General features: G+C 68.3%; 17 protein-coding genes. 12 read left to right on the forward strand and 5 right to left on the reverse strand.

Annotated elements, in window-relative coordinates; genetic code table 11:
• The first annotated feature begins 29 nt into the window (after positions 1-29).
• The 6 genes from ACW172_RS03310 (at position 30) to ACW172_RS03335 (ending at position 6,431) form a co-directional block, all read left to right on the forward strand.
• On the forward strand, positions 30-1,028 hold the full coding sequence (locus ACW172_RS03310; RefSeq protein WP_492033767.1) for an alpha/beta hydrolase: 999 nt from the start codon (positions 30-32) through the stop codon (positions 1,026-1,028).
• Between the two features lie 588 nt (positions 1,029-1,616).
• Positions 1,617-2,666, forward strand: coding sequence for an ABC transporter substrate-binding protein (locus ACW172_RS03315; protein WP_492033768.1), 1,050 nt, complete (start codon positions 1,617-1,619; stop codon positions 2,664-2,666).
• Positions 2,659-3,417 (forward strand): ABC transporter ATP-binding protein, encoded by a 759-nt coding sequence (locus ACW172_RS03320; protein WP_492033769.1) that lies wholly within the window; start codon positions 2,659-2,661, stop codon positions 3,415-3,417. Before ACW172_RS03315 ends, ACW172_RS03320 begins: the two co-directional genes overlap by 8 nt.
• Positions 3,414-4,181 carry an ABC transporter permease gene (locus tag ACW172_RS03325; protein WP_492033770.1) on the forward strand — a complete coding sequence of 256 codons (768 nt, stop codon included), beginning with the start codon at positions 3,414-3,416 and terminating at the stop codon, positions 4,179-4,181. The genes ACW172_RS03320 and ACW172_RS03325 overlap by 4 nt, the downstream gene beginning before the upstream one ends.
• 64 nt (positions 4,182-4,245) lie before the next feature.
• A complete protein-coding gene (locus ACW172_RS03330) occupies positions 4,246-5,307 on the forward strand; it encodes a hypothetical protein (protein ID WP_492033771.1) in 1,062 nt (353 codons plus the stop codon).
• Positions 5,304-6,431: a DUF2336 domain-containing protein gene (locus tag ACW172_RS03335; protein ID WP_492033772.1), complete on the forward strand. Its 1,128-nt coding sequence runs from the start codon at positions 5,304-5,306 to the stop codon at positions 6,429-6,431. Before ACW172_RS03330 ends, ACW172_RS03335 begins: the two co-directional genes overlap by 4 nt.
• A 63-nt stretch (positions 6,432-6,494) precedes the next feature.
• Here ACW172_RS03335 and ACW172_RS03340 read toward each other — a convergent pair whose 3' ends face one another.
• The 4 genes from ACW172_RS03340 to ACW172_RS03355 all read right to left on the reverse strand — a co-directional run bounded on the left by ACW172_RS03340 (position 6,495) and on the right by ACW172_RS03355 (position 10,193).
• Positions 6,495-6,923, reverse strand: coding sequence for a Ros/MucR family transcriptional regulator (locus ACW172_RS03340; protein WP_492033773.1), 429 nt, complete (start codon positions 6,921-6,923; stop codon positions 6,495-6,497).
• A gap of 162 nt (positions 6,924-7,085) precedes the next feature.
• Positions 7,086-8,303 carry a DUF2336 domain-containing protein gene (locus ACW172_RS03345; protein ID WP_492033774.1) on the reverse strand — a complete coding sequence of 406 codons (1,218 nt, stop codon included), beginning with the start codon at positions 8,301-8,303 and terminating at the stop codon, positions 7,086-7,088.
• 59 nt (positions 8,304-8,362) lie between these two features.
• Positions 8,363-9,337: a cysteine synthase A gene (cysK, locus tag ACW172_RS03350; RefSeq protein ID WP_492033775.1), complete on the reverse strand. Its 975-nt coding sequence runs from the start codon at positions 9,335-9,337 to the stop codon at positions 8,363-8,365.
• A gap of 106 nt (positions 9,338-9,443) precedes the next feature.
• Positions 9,444-10,193, reverse strand: coding sequence for a LytTR family DNA-binding domain-containing protein (locus tag ACW172_RS03355; protein ID WP_492033776.1), 750 nt, complete (start codon positions 10,191-10,193; stop codon positions 9,444-9,446).
• A gap of 161 nt (positions 10,194-10,354) precedes the next feature.
• Here ACW172_RS03355 and ACW172_RS03360 point away from each other — a divergent pair, with 161 nt between their 5' ends.
• The 6 genes from ACW172_RS03360 (at position 10,355) to ACW172_RS03385 (ending at position 15,746) form a co-directional block, all read left to right on the forward strand.
• Entirely contained in the window at positions 10,355-11,329 is a 975-nt protein-coding gene (locus tag ACW172_RS03360; RefSeq protein WP_492033777.1) for an alpha/beta hydrolase family protein, read from the forward strand.
• An 86-nt stretch (positions 11,330-11,415) separates the two neighbouring features.
• Complete coding sequence (gene fliI / locus ACW172_RS03365) at positions 11,416-12,759, forward strand: flagellar protein export ATPase FliI (protein WP_492033778.1); 1,344 nt, start codon at positions 11,416-11,418, stop codon at positions 12,757-12,759.
• A gap of 28 nt (positions 12,760-12,787) precedes the next feature.
• Positions 12,788-13,198 carry a flagellar export protein FliJ gene (locus tag ACW172_RS03370; RefSeq protein ID WP_492033779.1) on the forward strand — a complete coding sequence of 137 codons (411 nt, stop codon included), beginning with the start codon at positions 12,788-12,790 and terminating at the stop codon, positions 13,196-13,198.
• Positions 13,198-14,268, forward strand: a complete 1,071-nt coding sequence (locus tag ACW172_RS03375; protein ID WP_492033780.1) for an endo-1,4-beta-xylanase — start codon at positions 13,198-13,200, stop codon at positions 14,266-14,268. Before ACW172_RS03370 ends, ACW172_RS03375 begins: the two co-directional genes overlap by 1 nt.
• Before the next feature lie 32 nt (positions 14,269-14,300).
• Complete coding sequence (locus tag ACW172_RS03380; RefSeq protein ID WP_492033781.1) at positions 14,301-14,783, forward strand: hypothetical protein; 483 nt, start codon at positions 14,301-14,303, stop codon at positions 14,781-14,783.
• Positions 14,784-14,834: 51 nt separating this feature from the next.
• Positions 14,835-15,746 carry an oxygenase MpaB family protein gene (locus ACW172_RS03385; protein ID WP_492033782.1) on the forward strand — a complete coding sequence of 304 codons (912 nt, stop codon included), beginning with the start codon at positions 14,835-14,837 and terminating at the stop codon, positions 15,744-15,746.
• A gap of 93 nt (positions 15,747-15,839) precedes the next feature.
• On the opposite strand, the gene ctrA is transcribed toward ACW172_RS03385, so the two are convergent.
• Positions 15,840-16,541, reverse strand: coding sequence for a response regulator transcription factor CtrA (gene ctrA / locus ACW172_RS03390; RefSeq protein ID WP_207870745.1), 702 nt, complete (start codon positions 16,539-16,541; stop codon positions 15,840-15,842).
• Between the last annotated feature and the right edge of the window lie 372 nt (positions 16,542-16,913).

The raw sequence follows: 16,913 nt of genomic DNA on the forward strand, positions 1-16,913 counted from the left end.
GACCCTGAGCTGATGGTCTAGGGTTGCCCATGTCCCTGACGCTCCATACCCTGCCGCTGACGCCCGCCCAGGAAAAGGCGGCCCGCCGCGTCAACGCCACGATGGCCGTCGCCCCGCGTCTCAAGCCTGACGGCTGGCGGTTGCGGCTGGGACAACGGCTGATGCCGATTGCTGCTCCGGCTCTCGGTCGCGTCGGAGCCATGGTTCTCAAGCGTCGCGGCGTGCGCGTCTCCGCCGTCAGCCTGGACGCCAGGCATCCGGTCCGGGTCCGCATGCTCGAACCCTCGCTCCAGCCTCGCGCCCTCCTGCTCGATTTCCATGGCGGCGGCTGGGTGGTGGGTAGCGCCGCCCTCAACGACCGCCTGACCGGTCACTTCGCGGAGGCCGGTTTCGCGGTCGCCTCCGTCGACTACCGTCTCCTCGATGATGTTCGGCAGATCTGGATGCCCGACGCTGTCGAAGACTGCGCTACGGCCCTGCGCTGGGCGCTGCACGAAGGCCGCGACCGTTTCGGTGTCGACCAGCTCTTCCTGATGGGCGAGTCCGCCGGAGCCCATCTGGCCGCCCTTGCGCTGCTGAGGTTGCGTGACGAAGGCGAGGCGCGTCTACCGCCCTGCATCTTCGTTCAGGGCGTGTTCGACCTGTCCGGGACGCCGGCGGTCCATGCGGCGGGGTCCGAGACCCTGCTCTTCGACGGCCCTAATCTACCACGCGATCTCGCCCGTCTGACGCCCGGTCTCGACGAGGCTGGCCGGCGGGCTCCGGACCTGTCTCCACTCCATGCAGATCTCACCGGTCTCCCGCCCGCGCTCTTCGTGACAGGCGAGCTTGATCCCTTCCGCGACGACAGCTTGCTGATGGCCGAGGCCTGGGGTCGTTACGCGCGCGTCGATCTCCTCGACATTCCGACCGCTCCACACGGCTTCCAGCATTTCGGTGCCCCCACCGCAGCCCTCGCCCAAGCGTTCATGCGGCGCTGGATCGACGAAACCGCCGCACTCGAACCCGTTTCTGTGGAAAATCCATAGCGCTGATATCTATGGTGAATTTTAATCCGCCCACAGATATACACAGCCTTGTCCACCGCTCGGCATAAGCCTTTGCACAGACGGGGAAATTCGGACGCTTGCCGTCTAACGGATTTGGCGCGAACGTCAACAGGCCGAGGGACACGGCGGCGCGGAAATCCGGTGAGAACCGGGGCTCAAGCGGGTCGGTCCGGCTCTCTGACCAGACGGTCTTCCACTGGCGCCCTCGGGCGACGAAGCGAGACGGGACGGCAGGATCCAGGCTCTGAAGGGCGGAACCGCTTCGGCGGGGAGGCCCGGCAAGGGAACCGGATCGGGATCGATGAACGACGGCGGGGACGCAATCCTCGACGGACCGGCATCGGACAGGAGCCGCCAGGATACAGCGGACCATCTCCGGGGCTTGCCTCGCGGGTGCTGAAGCCAGGGCCCTGAACCTCATTGGCCAAGTCCAACCCGGACTTGGCGAGGGGACGAGAGTGTCGGTTCGCCGGTGCGCTCGTCCCCTCGCTCAATTCCGGGCCCCGGCTTCGAACCGCACCTTCGTTCGCCTTTCCTTCGCCGCCGCCGCACACTAGCTTGCGTCCCATGTCGCGGGACCAGAATCGACCTGTCATCGCTAGCCGACGCATCGTCCTTGCAGGCGGTGCGCTCGCAGCCGTGGCCACGACCCTGACCGGCCTCGCCTCCTGCTTCCGCTCCGAGGCGCCGGTCGACGACCAGGGCCGCGTCCGCATCCGCTTCGCCACCGACTGGCGCGCCCAGGCCGAACACGGCGGCTTCTACCAGGCCCTGGCGACGGGCCTCTATGCAAAGCGCAATCTCAACGTCCAGATCGTCCAGGGCGGACCAGGCGTGAACGTGCCCCAGCTGCTGGCCTCGGGCGCCGTCGAGCTGGGCATGGGCTCCAACTCCTTCATCCCCTTCAACCTGGTCGCCGAGGACGCGCCGGTGAAGGCCGTCGCCGCCTTCTTCCAGAAGGACCCCCAGGTCCTCATCGCCCACCCCGATCCGGAACTGAAGAGCATCGCCGATCTGAAGGATCGTCCCTTCCTTCTGGCCGACGCCTCGATCTCCGCCTTCTGGGTCTGGCTGAAGGCCAAATACGGCTTCACCGACGATCAGGTCCGCAAATACACCTTCAACCCCGCCCCCTTCCTCGCCGACGAGCGGGCGGTGCAGCAGGGTTATCTGACGTCCGAGCCCTATACGATCGAGAAGGTCGGCGGCTTCAAGCCCAAGGTCTTCCTCCTGGCCGACGAGGGCTATCCCTCCTACGCCGCCATGGTCCTGTCGCCGAACGGCTTCGCGCGTGACAACGCCGCCGCCCTGCGCAGCTTCATCGCCGCCTCGGCCGAGGGCTGGCGCGACTATATGAACGGCGACCCCAAAGAGGCCAACGCCCTGATCAAGCGCGACAATCCGGACATGACTGACGCGGTCCTGGCCCAGGCGCGCGAGGCCCTGAACGCCAACTCCATCGTCGAGGGCGGCGACGCGGCCCTTTACGGTCTGGGCACGATGACCGTCGAGCGCTGGCAGGCCTTCTTCGACACAACCTCGGGCGCCGGCGTCTATCCGCAGAACCTGAACTGGCGCAACGCCTTCACGGACAGCTACCTGCCCGGCCGTGGCTGAACCGGTCGCGGCCAGCCTCTCTGGCGTCGTCGTCGACTACGAGGACCGGGCGCCGATCGGCCCTGTCGACCTTTCCGTCGCCCCCGGTGAAATCCTCGCCCTTGTCGGCGCGTCCGGCGCCGGCAAGTCCACCATCCTCCGCCTGCTCGCCGATCTCGAACGGCCTCATGACGGCGCCGTCGTCCGCCAGATCACGCTCGGGGGAACCGGCTTCGTCTTCCAGAGCCCGACCCTGATGCCCTGGGCCGACGCCCGGACCAATGTCGCCCTGCCTCTGGAACTGACCGGCATTGCCCGCCCGGAGGCCCAGGCGCGCGCCGCTGACGCCCTTGCGGCCGTCGGCCTCGGCGATCGTCTGAAGGCCCGGCCGTTCCAGCTGTCCGGCGGCATGGCCATGCGGGTCTCCCTCGCCCGCGCCATGGTCACCCGGCCCGACCTCCTGCTGCTCGACGAGCCGTTCGCCGCCCTCGATTCCATCACCCGCCGCGGTCTCGTCGAAGACCTGCACCGTCTGTGGTCCGAGACCCGCCCCGCCATCGTCTTCGTCACCCATGATGTGGAGGAGGCCGTCTACCTCGCCCAACGCGTCATCGTCCTCGACGCCGCTACCGGCCGTGCCGGAGCCGCCATCCCGACACCGGGCCCGATCCCCCGCCCGCCGCATTGGCGCGCCGATCCTGCCTACCGCCAGACGGTCGAAGCCGTCGCCGGGGCCTTGGCTCTCGCCTCAGCCATGGCCCCGGTCGCATGACCGGCTTCGCCCACCGCCTCGCCCCCCTGCTCCTCCTCACCCTTCTGCTGGGCCTGTGGGAGGCCGCCTGCCGGCTGCTGCACGTCCCCATCTACTTCCTGCCGCCGCCCAGCGCCGTCGCCGTCGCCCTGGTCGAACGGGCGCCCGTCCTGGCCTCCTCCGCCTTCCAGACCTTCCGCATGGCGATCCAGGCCCTGATCGCGGCTTCGATCATCGGTGGCGGCCTCGCCGTCGCGGTTTCCCTGAGCCCGATCGCCGAACGCGCCGTCCGCCCCCTGGCGGTGGCGCTTCAGGTCACCCCCATCGTCGCCATCGCCCCCTTGGTGGTTATCTGGGCCGGGCTCGACAATGCCGAGTTCGCGGTCATTGCCCTCGCCGCCGCCGCCGCCTTCTTCCCCGTCTTCTCGGGCGTCCTGACCGGGCTCCAGTCGGCCGACGCGGATCTGGAGCGCCTGTTCGACCTCTATGGCGCGAACCGGATCCAGCGGCTGGTCCGGCTGCGCCTTCCGACCGCCCTGCCCTTCGCGCTCGAAGGCCTGCGCGTCGCCTCCGGCCTGGCGGTGATCGGCGCGGTCGTGGCAGAATTCGTCTCGGGCACCGGCCAGACGCAAGGTCTGGCCTGGCGCCTGCTCGAGGCCGGAAACCGTCTCCGGACGCCCGAACTTCTGGCTGCCCTGGTCTGGCTCGCCGCCCTCGGCCTGCTGCTCAATCTGGCGGTCGCCGCCGGGAGCCGTGAAATCCTGAAACAGCGTTCGGGCCGTTAGCCCCGGGTTAATGCGCCTTCGGATACCTTGGTCGGACGTTCCGTGCGAACGCGGGGAGTCCGATTTGCGCAACCGTTCCAACGTCCTGCCCGTGTTTGAGCGAAACATGCTCGCGCCGGTGCTCGCCGTCGGCGCCTGCCTCTTCGCCGCCTCCCCCTCACTCGCCCAGCAGGCGCGTCCCGGCGAGGTCATGGGCCTGCGCTACCTGACCTGGGCCGGCAAGCCCGACGCCCCCGCCACGACCTCCGGTGACAGCCTGCGCCGCTCCAACGCCGCCGGACCGCCCACGCCGCTGGCCGCCAACGGCGCCCGCTACCCCGGCATTCAGAACGCCTCGGCCCGTCCCTCGCGCTACGGTGTCGGCTCCGGCGCCGGCCTGACCCCCGCCTCCGCCTGGACCGGCTCCGGCCGCACGCCGGCTCCCGCCCCCGTCCCGCTCGCACTGGCTCCCGCGCCGCAGGAGGCTGCCCCTCGCGGCCCGATCCCCGTCTATTCCGCCCCCCAGGCGCCCCAGGTCGATCCCGCCGAACAGGCCCGCGCCGAGGCCGCCTATCAGGCGCAAATCCAGTCTCAGTACCAAGCCTGGTACCAATCCGAGGCCCAGGCCCAGTACGAGGCCCAGGTCCGCGCCATGCCGCAGCCGCAGCCGCAGCAGCAGGTCGTCCATACGCAGGCGCCCGCCGACGATCAGGCACCACAGCAGCCGCAGCTCCAGCAACGCGCCGACGCTGCGCCCGGCTATGACCCCATGGCACCGCGACGCGACGCGCCGATCTTCCGCATGCAGCAGCCGCAGGCCCAGACCCAGCCACAGGCGCCGACCGCCTCCACCCAGGCCAACGCCCAGGGCGAGGTCCAGTCGCCGGTCCTGACCCAGCCGGTCGCGGGTCGGACGACGGGCGGCCAGGCCTACGCCGGCGCTGAGCCGCCGCGTGAAGGTGTCCGCTACTATTCGGTCCAGCGCGCCGTGGGCCGTCAGCCGGACCCGATCGCCATCCCCGAATCCGTCTACCTCGACAACGCCCCCATCGACCTCGCCGAGCCGCCTGCGGCGCCGGTGCGCACCCGCACCGTCAACGGCCAGGCCCAGGTCGTCGTGCCCAATCAGGATCCCAATCTACCATGAGTGACGTCGCCGCCCCCCTCTCCGCGGCCGATGAGATCGCCCTGACGGAATCGCGCCTTCCCGCGCTGATCGCCCTGGCCCAGGAGCCCTCCAGCGACAGCCGCCGCGCCCTGCTGCGCGAGCTGACCGACCACTTCTTCGGCTCGACCCTGCGCACCGCCAAGGAAGACGAACTCTACGGCTCGGTCCTGTCCGACCTGTCCGCCGACATGGAGATCGCGGTTCGCAAGGAGCTGTCCAACCGCTTCTCGGCCCGCGCCGACGCCCCTCGCGCCCTCGTCCGGCGCCTGGCCAATGACGAGGCCGAGGTCGCCGACGCCGTCCTGCGCGCCTCGACCGTCCTGACCGAAGCCGATCTGCTCGGCGTCGTGCGTGTCCACGGCCAGGAGCATCTGCGCGCCGTCTCCAGCCGTCCGGAAGTGTCCGAGGCCGTCTCCGAAGTCATCGTCGAGCGCGGCGACGACGAAACCCTGGGCGCCCTGCTGCGCAACGACGGCGCCCGCCTGTCGCGCACGGCCTCCGAAACCGCCGTCGAGCGCGCCAAGGTCAATCCGGCGCTGCACGCCGCGACCGTCGAACGCAGCGCCCTGCCCGCCGACCTGCTCAACGAGATGTATTTCGTCGTCGAGGCCCGGCTGCGCCAGCACATCCTCGAGACCAACGCCTCGATGGACCCGGTCCTGCTCGAGGCCGCCCTGACCGCCGGCCGGGCCCGCGTCGCCACCGAGGACGGCGTCTTCCCGGCCGACTATGCCGAAAGCCTGGCCTATGTTCAGGAACTGGCCGCCGCCAACCAGCTGTCGCCCCAGATGCTGGCGCGCTTCCTGCGTTCGGGCTCGCGCACGCCCTTCCTGATCTCGCTCGCCCAGCTGGCGGACGTCGACTTCCACACCGCGCGCCAGATCATCGAGCGCCGCGAACTGGACGCCCTGGCCGTCATCTGCCGCGCCGCCGATCTGGATCGCGCCCTGTTCCTGACCTTCGCCGTGGTCATTCTCAACGACGACGGCGAGGCCATGGCCAAGGCGCACGGCTATGCCCGCCTCTACGCTGACCTGACCCGCGAACAGGCCAGCCGCACCCTGCGCTTCTGGCGCATGCGCCGCGGCGTTCAGGCGGCCTGATCTGCAGACGAAAACGCCCGCCTCCTTTCGGAAGCGGGCGCTTCAACCGATAAGTTCGGCGAACTACTTCTTGCCGCGGGTCGCGCGGGCTGGCTTCCGGCCGCCCTGGCCCAGGCCCATCTGCTTGGCCAGGTCCGAACGCGCCTTGGCGTAGTTCGGGGCGACCATCGGATAGTCCTTGGGCAGGTTCCACTTGGCGCGATATTCTTCGGGGCTCATGTCGTACTTGGTGCGCAGGTGGCGCTTCAACGACTTGAACTTGCGGCCGTCTTCCAGGCAGATCAGGAAGTCGGGGCTGATCGACTTGCGGACCGGAACCGCCGGTTCCTTGGGCTCGGGCTCGACTTCGACGACACCGGTGGAGACTGTCGACAGGGCGGCGTGAATATTGGCGATCAGCGCGGGCAGGTCGTTCGCCGCGACGCTGTTGTTGCCGACATAGGCCGACACGATGTCCGCCGTCATCTCCAGAAGTTCGCTCTTGTCGTCCATATTCGTCGTTTCCACTTGGCTAAACCCCATTGACGACTGACATCGCCATCACAATCGTGATTCCGCCAATACTGACGTTCGTTCGGGAAAGCAATGGATGTCGATTTCTGGACGCCGCCTCACCCGTTTTCTGTGTTTCGTCCGAGAAACGGGGAGTTCACACTATCGGCCGAAGTTTTCCGCCAGGGCCATCATCGCCGCGCGTTCAGGCGCTGAATATTCGTCCAGGGCTTCATTCTCACCCTCACGTATGGCCTTGAGCAGTGCGGGCGTCAGGGCAGAGGACAGCGACCAGTTCCAGTAACGCAAAACCGTCTGGGCACGGTCGACCGCCAGCATCTCGAAGGTGATGCAGACACGGTCCCACACCGGATCAGCCGCCCCATCGGCCGTCGTCTCTGGCCGACGCATCGAACGCCACAGATTCAGCAGGTCGATCCGGCTCAGACCCGTCGCCTTGCACAGGATGGCCAGGGGCTCGCCGCCCGTGTCGCCCAGGATCTTGGCCCCGGTCAGCGGCTTGATCCCGGCCAGATACGCGATTTCCGAGGCGAGTTCGCGCGTCAGCCCACCCTGCCCCGCCACGGCGACGGCATGCTCCAGACTGTCATAGGGCGACTTGGCGATGGCGGCGCGGTTGCGCTGGCGGCGCTCGATGAACTGCAGGGCCTTGCGTGACACGGGGTCGGCCCAGCCCTCCTCGGCGGCCATGGCGAAGACGTCCTCGACGACCTCCTGCATGACCTCGCGCGAGACGGCGAAGCGCTGGAGGATGGTCTTGCGGTCCTCGGGACTGCTCCACCAGAACATCACATAGGCCCCCGAAGGCCTCAGTTCGCTCCGACGCAGCAGATGGGCGCACAGACCCGGCGTTTGGCGACTCAGGCTGACGATGCTCTCTACCGCCCCCTGTGAAATCCGCGCGGTCGTATTGCGCAGCAGGGCCTCGATCACCGCCGTTTCCTCGAACCCGACCAGGGTCTCGGCGACGACCTCGGACAGGCCACGACGGCTGGCGATCAGGAAGCGGTGCTCGGGCCCGGCGTCGCGGGCGCAGGCCACCAGATCGGCGTCGGTCAGGGAGGCGCACTGTTCGATCAGCAGGCCGGCGATGGCCGGGTCGTCGCGCAGCAGCATCCGCGCCAGGCTGTTGGGCAGTTCCGACAGCGGGGCCAGCCGTTCGGCGACGCGCTTGCGCTCGCGTGGCTCGGCCAGCCTCAGCATCTCGACCAGCAGGTCGCCGGTCACCGCGCGCTCGAAGGCATTGATCCGGCTGGCGGGCAGGGAGACGACGTCAGCCAGCCGCTTGAGCAGGGCGTGCCGGGCCCGGACCGCGGGCTGCGGCGCTTCGCCTTCAGGAATGACCGCAGGATCGGACATGGTCGAAGGACCCTAGGCCGCGCCGGTTAACCGCTGATGACGCCTGTCAAAGCTCCCGATCAGAGACCTTCGAACAGGGCCGTCGACAGATAGCGTTCGGCGAAGCTGGGGATGATGGCCACGATGGTCTTGCCCGCGTTCTCGTCCTTCGCCGCCAGGCGGAAGGCGGCGGTCAGGGCGGCGCCCGAACTGATGCCCACCGGCACGCCTTCGACACGGGCGACCTTGCGGGCCATGTCGAAGCTGTCCTCGTTGGAGACCTGTTCGACGTCGTCGATCACCGAGCGGTCGACGATGGCCGGAATGAAGCCGGCGCCGATGCCCTGGATCTTGTGCGGGCCCGGCTCGCCGCCCGACAGGACCGGAGAGGCCGTCGGCTCGACCGCCACCATCTTCACCGACGGCTTCTTGGCCTTCAGGGCCTGGCCGACGCCGGTGATGGTGCCGCCGGTGCCGACGCCGGCGATGACGATGTCGACCGCCCCGGCCGTGTCGTTCCAGATCTCTTCCGCGGTGGTCACGCGGTGGATGGCCGGATTGGCCAGGTTGTCGAATTGCGAGGGGCTGACCGAGTTAGGGGTCGAGGCCAGCAGCTCCTGCGACCGGGCGATGGCGCCCTTCATCCCCTTCTCGGCCGGGGTCAGCTCCAGCTGGGCGCCCAGCAGGGCCAGCATCTTGCGGCGCTCGATCGACATGCTCTCGGGCATGACCAGGATCAGCTTGTAGCCCTTGGCGGCCGCGACGAAGGCGAGCGCGATGCCGGTGTTGCCGCTGGTCGGTTCGACCAGGACAGTGTCGGCGGTGATCTTTCCGGCTGCTTCCAGCGCCTCGACCATGGCCACGCCGATGCGGTCCTTGACCGAGGCGATCGGGTTGAAGAACTCCAGCTTGGCCAGGACCGTCGCCTTGGCCCCGTACTCTGCCGACAGGCGCGGCAGGCGCACCAGGGGGGTGTCGCCGATGGTGTCGATGATCGAGTCGTAGATCTTGCCCCGGCCTTTGGTGGCGTGGCGGCTGGCGTCATATGCGGACATGGGGCGTCTCCGTCGTTCGAGGTCGTCTTCAGATAGGCCGCATACGCCGATCGCAAGGCGCAGCTAAGCGATTTCTGATCGCCGCCATGCGAGATTTCGTGAAGCGTCAGTCCCGATCCGGCAGCCAGCCGGCCGCCTTCAACCGCGCGACATGAGCGCGCGACACCGGCGCCTCCAGACCGGTCTTCAGCTTCAGACGCAGATTGCGGCCGTCCTCGATCACGCCCTCGACCGCCCGTCGCGCCACCCACCACGAGCGGTGCACCTGCATCCCTTCGATATCGCCGACCTCGGCCATGGCCTTGCCCAGCGGCATCAGGACCAGCATCGAGCCCTCAGCGGTGTGCAGCCGGACATAGTGGTCCTCCATCTGAAGCCCGATCAGGTCTCGGCCCAACCGCCCCGGCAACCGCCGCAGGATGACCGGCTCGCCCTTCACTTCCGCAGCTTCAGGCGCCGCCGTCCGCATCCGCAGCACCGCATAGAGACCGACATAGATCAGGCCGATCAGCACCGACTGCCCGTACCATTCGACCCAGCCCACGGCGTGACGGATGCCGGGCCAGAACCCCATGGCGATCAGCCGGCTCACGACGGTCAGCGGCAGACTGCCCACGGCGACCAGCATCGGCAGCCAGAGCCACAGCGGCAGCCGGACGCGGCGTGCATGGGGCCAGAGCCAGCGGATCGCGGCCCCGAACACCACGCCGCTCATCACGAAGACCAGGGTCCAGTAGACGATCCGCACCGGCAGGACGTCGTTGAAGAAGCTGCCGAACGGCCCGACGACGCCCAGCACCACGCCGGTCGCCGCGCAGGCCGCCAGATCGACGGCCCAGGCGCGCGTCGTGTTCAATACTTCTGGCGTGGGTCGCGTCATCCCGACCCTTATAGCCGCGCTCTCAACCGACGGAACCGTTCGCCGAACGACGCACCCGTTCGCCCATTGGCGAAACCGCAGTGGCGAGCCATCGCCGGACACCGGAACAGGAGACGCCCTCAACCCCGGAACCGACCATGCCTCAACCCGCCCCCTCGCCCCGAAGCCGGATCGCCTGCCTCGCCGGCTTCCTCCTGTTCGCCTTCATCCTTCTGGCCGTGATCGCCGGCCTGCCTCTCTCGGCTCACGCCCAGACTGACCGGCTCATCCCCGACCAGTCCTTCACCTTTCCCGGCGGCGCCGACGGCCCCATCGAGGCCGGAGTCTGGCTGCCCGCCACTCCCGCCGACGGAAAGCCGGTCCCGCTGATTGTCATCTCCCACGGCAACGGCGGCTGGTACCGCGGCCATCCCGATACGGCCCGCGCCCTCGCCGACGCCGGCTTCCTCGTCGCGGCCCTGACCCATCCGGGCGACAATTTCCGCGACCTCAGTCGCTCGACCCAACTGACCATGCGCGCGCCCCAGCTCAGCCGGCTGATCGACTATATGATCCGCGACTGGTCCGGACCGGTCGCCGTTGATCCGGACCACATCGGCGCCTTCGGCTTCTCGGCCGGCGGCTTCACCGTGACCTCGGCCATCGGCGGGGTGTCGGACGCCGTCGCCATCCGGGACCACTGCCTCGCCCATCCGGACTTCTTCGCCTGTCGCCTGCTGGCCCGACAGGGGATCGACATCGCCAACTGGCGTCCCGAGGCGCGCGACGACCGGATCAAGGCCGCCGTCATCGCCGCCCCGGCGCTCGGCTTCTCCTTCACCGGCGCCAGCCTCGCCTCGGTCCATATCCCGGTCCAGCTATGGCAGGCGGCGGAAGATGAAATCCTGCCCGCGCCCTGGAATGTCGAGCCGATCCGCGACCGACTGGGCGCCCGGCCGGAGTATCACCGCGTCGACGGGGCCATGCACTATGACTTCCTGCCGCCCTGCAGCCCCGGCATGGCAACCGAACTGCCCGACCTGTGCCGCTCCTCCCCCGGCTTCGACCGCGCCGCCTTCCATCGCACCCTCAACGCCGAGGTCGTGCACTTCTTCGAGGAGGCCCTGAAATAGGTGATGGCCCCCACCGAACTGGCCCCTACTTCATCCCTCGTTAACCATGATCCCGCATTCGTTAACGCCTGTTCCCGGGTGTGAATTTGCGCAATCTCGTCGCCGCCGTCGAAGCCATCGACCCGCTGGTCGTGACCGGAAAGGTCGCCGGCGTCAGCGGTCTGCTGATCGAGGCGCGGGGCGGCCTGTCGCGACTGGCCGTCGGGGCCCGGGCCGAGATCGTGCGGCGCGGCTCGACCACCCTGCCCGCCGAGGTCGTCGGCTTCCGCGACTCCAAGGCCCTGCTGATGCCCTTCGGTCCGGTCGAGGGCGTGGCCCCCGGCGCCGACATCCGCATCATCGGCGAACAGGCCTCGGTCAGGCCGACGACCGCCTGGCTCGGCCGCATCATCGACGCCTTCGGCAATCCGATCGACGGCAAGGGCCCCCTGCCCCAGGGCCCGGCGCCCTATCCCTTGCGCGCGTCGCCGCCACCGGCCCATTCGCGCGGACGGGTGGGCGAGCGTCTGGACCTCGGCGTCCGCTCGATGGACGTCTTCACCACCACCTGCCGGGGTCAGCGCCTGGGCATCTTCGCCGGCTCGGGCGTCGGCAAGTCGGTGCTGCTGTCCATGCTGGCCAAACAGGCGACCTGCGACGTGGTCGTGGTCGGGCTGATCGGCGAACGGGGCCGTGAAGTCCGCGAGTTCATTGAGGAAACCCTCGGCGAAGAAGGCCTTCGCCGCGCCGTCGTCGTGGTCGCCACCTCGGACGAGCCTGCCCTGAAGCGCCGCCAGTCGGCCTATATGACTCTGGCCATCGCCGAGTATTTCCGGGATCAGGACCTTGAGGTCCTGTGCCTGATGGACTCCGTCACCCGCTTCGCCATGGCCCAGCGCGAGATCGGTCTGGCCGCCGGCGAGCCCCCGACCACCAAGGGCTATACGCCGACCGTCTTCACCGAACTGCCCAAGCTGCTGGAGCGGGCCGGGCCCGGGCCGATCCGCCCGGACGGCACCACGGCCGGGCCGATCACCGCCCTGTTCACCGTCCTGGTCGACGGCGGCGACCACGACGAACCCATCGCCGACGCCGTACGCGGTATCCTCGACGGGCACATCGTCATGGACCGCAAGATCGCCGAGCGTGGCCGCTTCCCGGCCATTGACGTCCTGAAATCTGTCAGCCGGACCCTGCCCGGATGCCAGACCCCGCCCGAGCGCGAGCTGAACCGCCGCGCCCGCCAATGTTTGTCGGCCTATTCCTCGATGGAGGAGCTGATCAAGATCGGCGCCTACCGCGCGGGGGCCGATCCCATCACGGACAGGGCCATCGCCCTGAACCCCGCGCTGGAAGCTTTTCTGGGCCAGGACAAGGACGACGCCACGCGTCTTACCGATTCCTTTACCCGCCTGGAGGCAATCCTGAACCAGGGGATGGTGCAGTCGTAATCTGCACCGGTATTCGGAGAGACCGCTTATGACCGCCTGGGCCCATTCCCTGATCCGTATCTCGAACTATGAGGTCGAGACGCTGCAGAAGCGTCTGGCCGAGATCAGCGAGCGCCGCGCCTCCGCCGAGATGCGTCTGGCCGTGCTGGACGCCGAGGTCGAGATCGAGCGCGAGCGCGCCCGCTCGGACGCCGCCGCCAACATGCTTCTGGGCGCCTATATGAACGGCTGGAAGGCGCGCAAGGGCGTCGCCGAGGCCGATCTGGTCACCCTCGACGCCGAGGAAGCCGGCGCCCGTGACGCCCTGACCGACGCCTTCGGCGAGCTGAAGAAGTTCGAACACGTCGCTGAAATGACCCGGCTGAACGCCATCGTCGCCGCCGGCAAGCGCGAAACCGCCGCCTTCGACGAAATGGGTCTGCGCCGCCGCGCCGGTTGATGCTGGACCGGCGCGCCCTCCTCGCGCTGCCTCTCGCCCTGGCAGCGTGTGAGCGGTTCGCCTCGGCCGAACCCGCCGCTCCCCCGCCTGCCCGCCCCCTGAAATCCTTCGCCCCCTTCCCGGTCGGGGTCTGCGCCAAAAGCCCTCAGTTCGAGGACCCGGCCTGGGTCCAGCTCGTCACCACCCACTTCTCCCAACTCACGCCCGAGTGGGAGATGAAGATGGAATACATCCTGCCGGAGGGACGGCCGCGCGACATCGGCGCCTATCGCTTCGACGCCCCCGACGCCATCGCCGCCTTCGCCAAACACCACGGCCTTCGCCTGCACGGCCATACGCTGATCTGGTACGCGCAAGGCGAACAGGCCTTCGCCGGACTGGACCGTCCCGCCTTCACCGCCGCCTTCGATCGCTACATCGCCGCCGTCGCCGGACGCTATCGCGGCCAGGTCGTCAGCTGGGACGTGGTCAATGAGCCCGTCACCGACGAGGGCTCGGAACTCCGCGACTGCCACTGGAGCCGGACGCTGGGCATGGACGGCTATATGATCCGGGCCTTCGAGAAGGCGCGCGCGGCCGATCCCAATGCCATCCTGTTCCTCAACGACTACAACCTCGAAAACACGCCCCGGAAGGGCGCGACCTTCCTGAAGCTGGTCGAACGGCTGATGAAGGCCGGCGCGCCCGTCGGCGGTATCGGCAGCCAGTCCCACCTCGATATCCGCATCCCCGCCGGCCAGATCCGCGCCTTCTTCCGCGACGCGGCGTCGCTGGGCCTGCCGATCCATGTGTCGGAGCAGGACGCGTCCCTGCGCAGCGGCGAGCGCGTCGACCTGCGCAGCCGCAGCGAACGCATCGCACAGCAGACCGCCCGCGTCGGCGAACTGGCCGAGGCCTTCATGGCCCTGCCCGAACGCCAGCGCTTCGCCTTCTCCGTCTGGGGCGCGCGCGACACGGACAGCTGGCTGCGTCAGGGCGACCGCGACGACGGCCAGGACCAGCCCCTGCTCTTCGACGGCGCCGGGCGGCCCGGGCCGACGTATTCAGCGGTAGCGGGCGCTTTCGCCTAGGTTGTAAGCTCGGCCTCGGACGAGAGAGCCTTATGTCTGACCAACACGAGCCACGACGAGCATACATTCCCCTGTTGTGGCTCGTGGGTGGCGCCGCCGTCTTTCTCGCAAGTTGGCTGGGACCGAACCTGGCGCACCTCCACCGGGGCGGCCTGTTCTCTATGTCGCCCTTCTTCCATTACGGCTTGAGCGTCGGGATCTGGTTCCTGGCCTTCGCAGGCGGCTATCTCCTGATCGAACGTCTGCAGCTGCCGTTCGGCAGAACGGCTGCCTGGGCCCATTTTGGTTTGATGACCTCGGGCGCGGCGCTGATTATCGCGCCCTCCGTGGCGCTCGCCTGGCTTCCGGACAGCGCCACGGCCGCGGCCCCCGTTTCCCTGTTCCGGTGGATGAATGCCGTATCCCTCGTCGGCTACGCACTGACTCTTCTGGCCCTGTTGGTTTTCGTCGGCGCCTTGGGATGGTCTGTCTGGGCTAGGATGACCCCGCGACGCACCAGGCCTTCCGCCGGCTGAACATCGAAAGCCATGTCGGAACCCGCGTCAGGCTCAACGCCTTCCCCTGCCATGACCGCCATCGTCCTGCCTGAAGCGCTGCAGCGCCGCGTCGAGGCCGCCGCCGGAGGCTTTCTGCGTGCGGACGGCCTGCCTGTGATCGATTTCTCCGAGCCGAAGGGGGAGCCCGCTCTGATCGCGGCGGACTCCGTGTCGTGGCGGATCTTCAAGAACCCGATCGCCCTCTTCATCGGCGGGGTGGCGGCGGTGATCCTGGAGCTGGCCGAACCGCGCGTGCGCTCCGGGGTCTGGGACCACACCTCCTTCCGCACCGATCCGGCCCCGCGCCTGAGGCGCACCGGTCTGGCGGCCATGGTCACCGTCTATGCGGCCCGGTCCCAGGCCGAGGCCATGATCGTGAGTGTCAACCGCCGCCACGCCCGGGTCACCGGCACGGCCGACGACGGCCGCGCCTATGCCGCCGACGATCTGGAGCTGCTGGACTGGGTCCAGGCCACGGCCAGCTATGGCTTCATCGAGGCCTTCCACCGTTTCGCCCGCCCCCTGTCGCCCGAGGACCGCGACCGCGCCTGGGCCGAGGCCGGTCCCGCCGCCCGCCTCTACGGCGCGACCGGCGCTCCCGCCTCCCGCGCGCAGTGGCAGACCCGGCTGGAGGCCATGACGCCGAAACTGACCGCCTCCCCCATCGTGTTCGAGTTTCTGGACATCATGCGCGCCGCGCCCCTGCTGCCCGGCCTCGCCCGGCCCTTGCAGTCCCTGCTGATCCGCGCCGCCGTCGACCTGACCCCGCCAGAGGTCGCGCGCATCGTCGGGCTGGAGCCGCGTCACGGCCTGGCGTCCTGGCAAGCGCCGATCGTCCGCGCCGCCGCCCGGGCCGCCGACCGCCTGCCGCTGAAGGAGGCCCCGCCCGCCCAGGCCTGCCTGCGCCTCGGCCTGCCCGCGGACTGGCTGTATCGGCGCTGAAATTGAAAACGCCCGCCGGAGCGATCCGACGGGCGTTCATTTTTTAAAGGCCGTTTCTTCCCTGACGCTTACTGGTCTCGGGCCGAAGGCTGATCAGGCCGCGACGCTGTTGGCGGCTTCCGACGGGTCGCGCAGGACATAGCCGCGGCCCCAGACGGTTTCGATGTAGTGCTTGCCGCCCGCGGCCGTCGCCAGCTTCTTGCGCAGCTTGCAGATGAAGACGTCGATGATCTTCAGCTCGGGTTCGTCCATGCCGCCGTACAGGTGGTTCAGGAACATTTCCTTGGTCAGGGTGGTGCCCTTGCGGAGCGAGAGCAGCTCCAGCATCTGGTATTCCTTGCCCGTCAGGTGGACGCGGTGACCGTTCACCTCGACCGTCTTGCCGTCCAGGTTCACGGCGATCTCGCCGGTGTGGATGATGGCCTGGGCGTGCCCCTTGGAGCGGCGGACCACGGCGTGGGTCCGCGCGATCAGCTCGTCCTTGTGGAAGGGCTTGGTCATGTAGTCGTCGGCGCCGCCGCCGAACGTCTTGACCTTGGTTTCGATCTCGGTCGAACCCGACAGGATCATGACCGGGGTGTTGACCTTGCCGACGCGCAGCTGGCGCAGGACTTCCAGGCCGCTCATGTCGGGAAGGTTCAGGTCGAGCAGGATCAGGTCGTAGTCATAGATCTTGCCCAGATCGATGCCTTCCTCGCCGAGGTCGGTCGTGTAGACGTTGAAGCCTTCCGACTTCAGCATCAGTTCGATGCTCTGGGCCGTCGCGTGATCGTCTTCAATCAGCAGAACGCGCATTCACTGCCCCTCCAGGCAAAGCTTGATCATATGACCCGACTGTCCCGTCTCGGACACGCCCGGGTAACCTTGTTCGTGAGTTAACCGGTCAAAACCTTAAGAACAGTTAATGGCCGGTCATTGAGTCGAATCGTAGGCTGATTTGCGAATCCGCGTCGACCTCCATGAGTCAACGATTCCATTTTTCTTCGCGCATCAGGCGAGCCCGGTCGAAGGCTGCTGAAACCACAGGCGGAATCCGCTGACGCGCATAACCGCCCCACTCCAATCCCTGCCCCTGACTGGCGATGTGACCGCTTCTGACGTCATATAGGACGTTATTCCTATGATAGGTCAGGGACGCATTCACACTGCGATTCTCGATCAGGGAGT

Source organism: Brevundimonas sp. ALps5 (assembly GCF_058681645.1).

Bases quoted from the DNA above. Each gene is read 5' to 3' on its own strand.
- ACW172_RS03375 (WP_492033780.1), top strand. From the start codon at position 13,198: ATGCTGGACCGGCGCGCCCTCCTCGCGCTGCCTCTCGCCCTGGCAGCG.
- ACW172_RS03360 (WP_492033777.1), top strand. From the start codon at position 10,355: ATGCCTCAACCCGCCCCCTCGCCCCGAAGCCGGATCGCCTGCCTCGCC.
- ACW172_RS03335 (WP_492033772.1), top strand. From the start codon at position 5,304: ATGAGTGACGTCGCCGCCCCCCTCTCCGCGGCCGATGAGATCGCCCTG.
- ACW172_RS03340 (WP_492033773.1), bottom strand. From the start codon at position 6,923: ATGGACGACAAGAGCGAACTTCTGGAGATGACGGCGGACATCGTGTCG.
- ACW172_RS03345 (WP_492033774.1), bottom strand. From the start codon at position 8,303: ATGTCCGATCCTGCGGTCATTCCTGAAGGCGAAGCGCCGCAGCCCGCG.
- ctrA (WP_207870745.1), bottom strand. From the start codon at position 16,541: ATGCGCGTTCTGCTGATTGAAGACGATCACGCGACGGCCCAGAGCATC.
- ACW172_RS03315 (WP_492033768.1), top strand. From the start codon at position 1,617: ATGTCGCGGGACCAGAATCGACCTGTCATCGCTAGCCGACGCATCGTC.
- ACW172_RS03370 (WP_492033779.1), top strand. From the start codon at position 12,788: ATGACCGCCTGGGCCCATTCCCTGATCCGTATCTCGAACTATGAGGTC.
- ACW172_RS03385 (WP_492033782.1), top strand. From the start codon at position 14,835: ATGACCGCCATCGTCCTGCCTGAAGCGCTGCAGCGCCGCGTCGAGGCC.
- cysK (WP_492033775.1), bottom strand. From the start codon at position 9,337: ATGTCCGCATATGACGCCAGCCGCCACGCCACCAAAGGCCGGGGCAAG.
- ACW172_RS03380 (WP_492033781.1), top strand. From the start codon at position 14,301: ATGTCTGACCAACACGAGCCACGACGAGCATACATTCCCCTGTTGTGG.
- ACW172_RS03310 (WP_492033767.1), top strand. From the start codon at position 30: ATGTCCCTGACGCTCCATACCCTGCCGCTGACGCCCGCCCAGGAAAAG.
- ACW172_RS03325 (WP_492033770.1), top strand. From the start codon at position 3,414: ATGACCGGCTTCGCCCACCGCCTCGCCCCCCTGCTCCTCCTCACCCTT.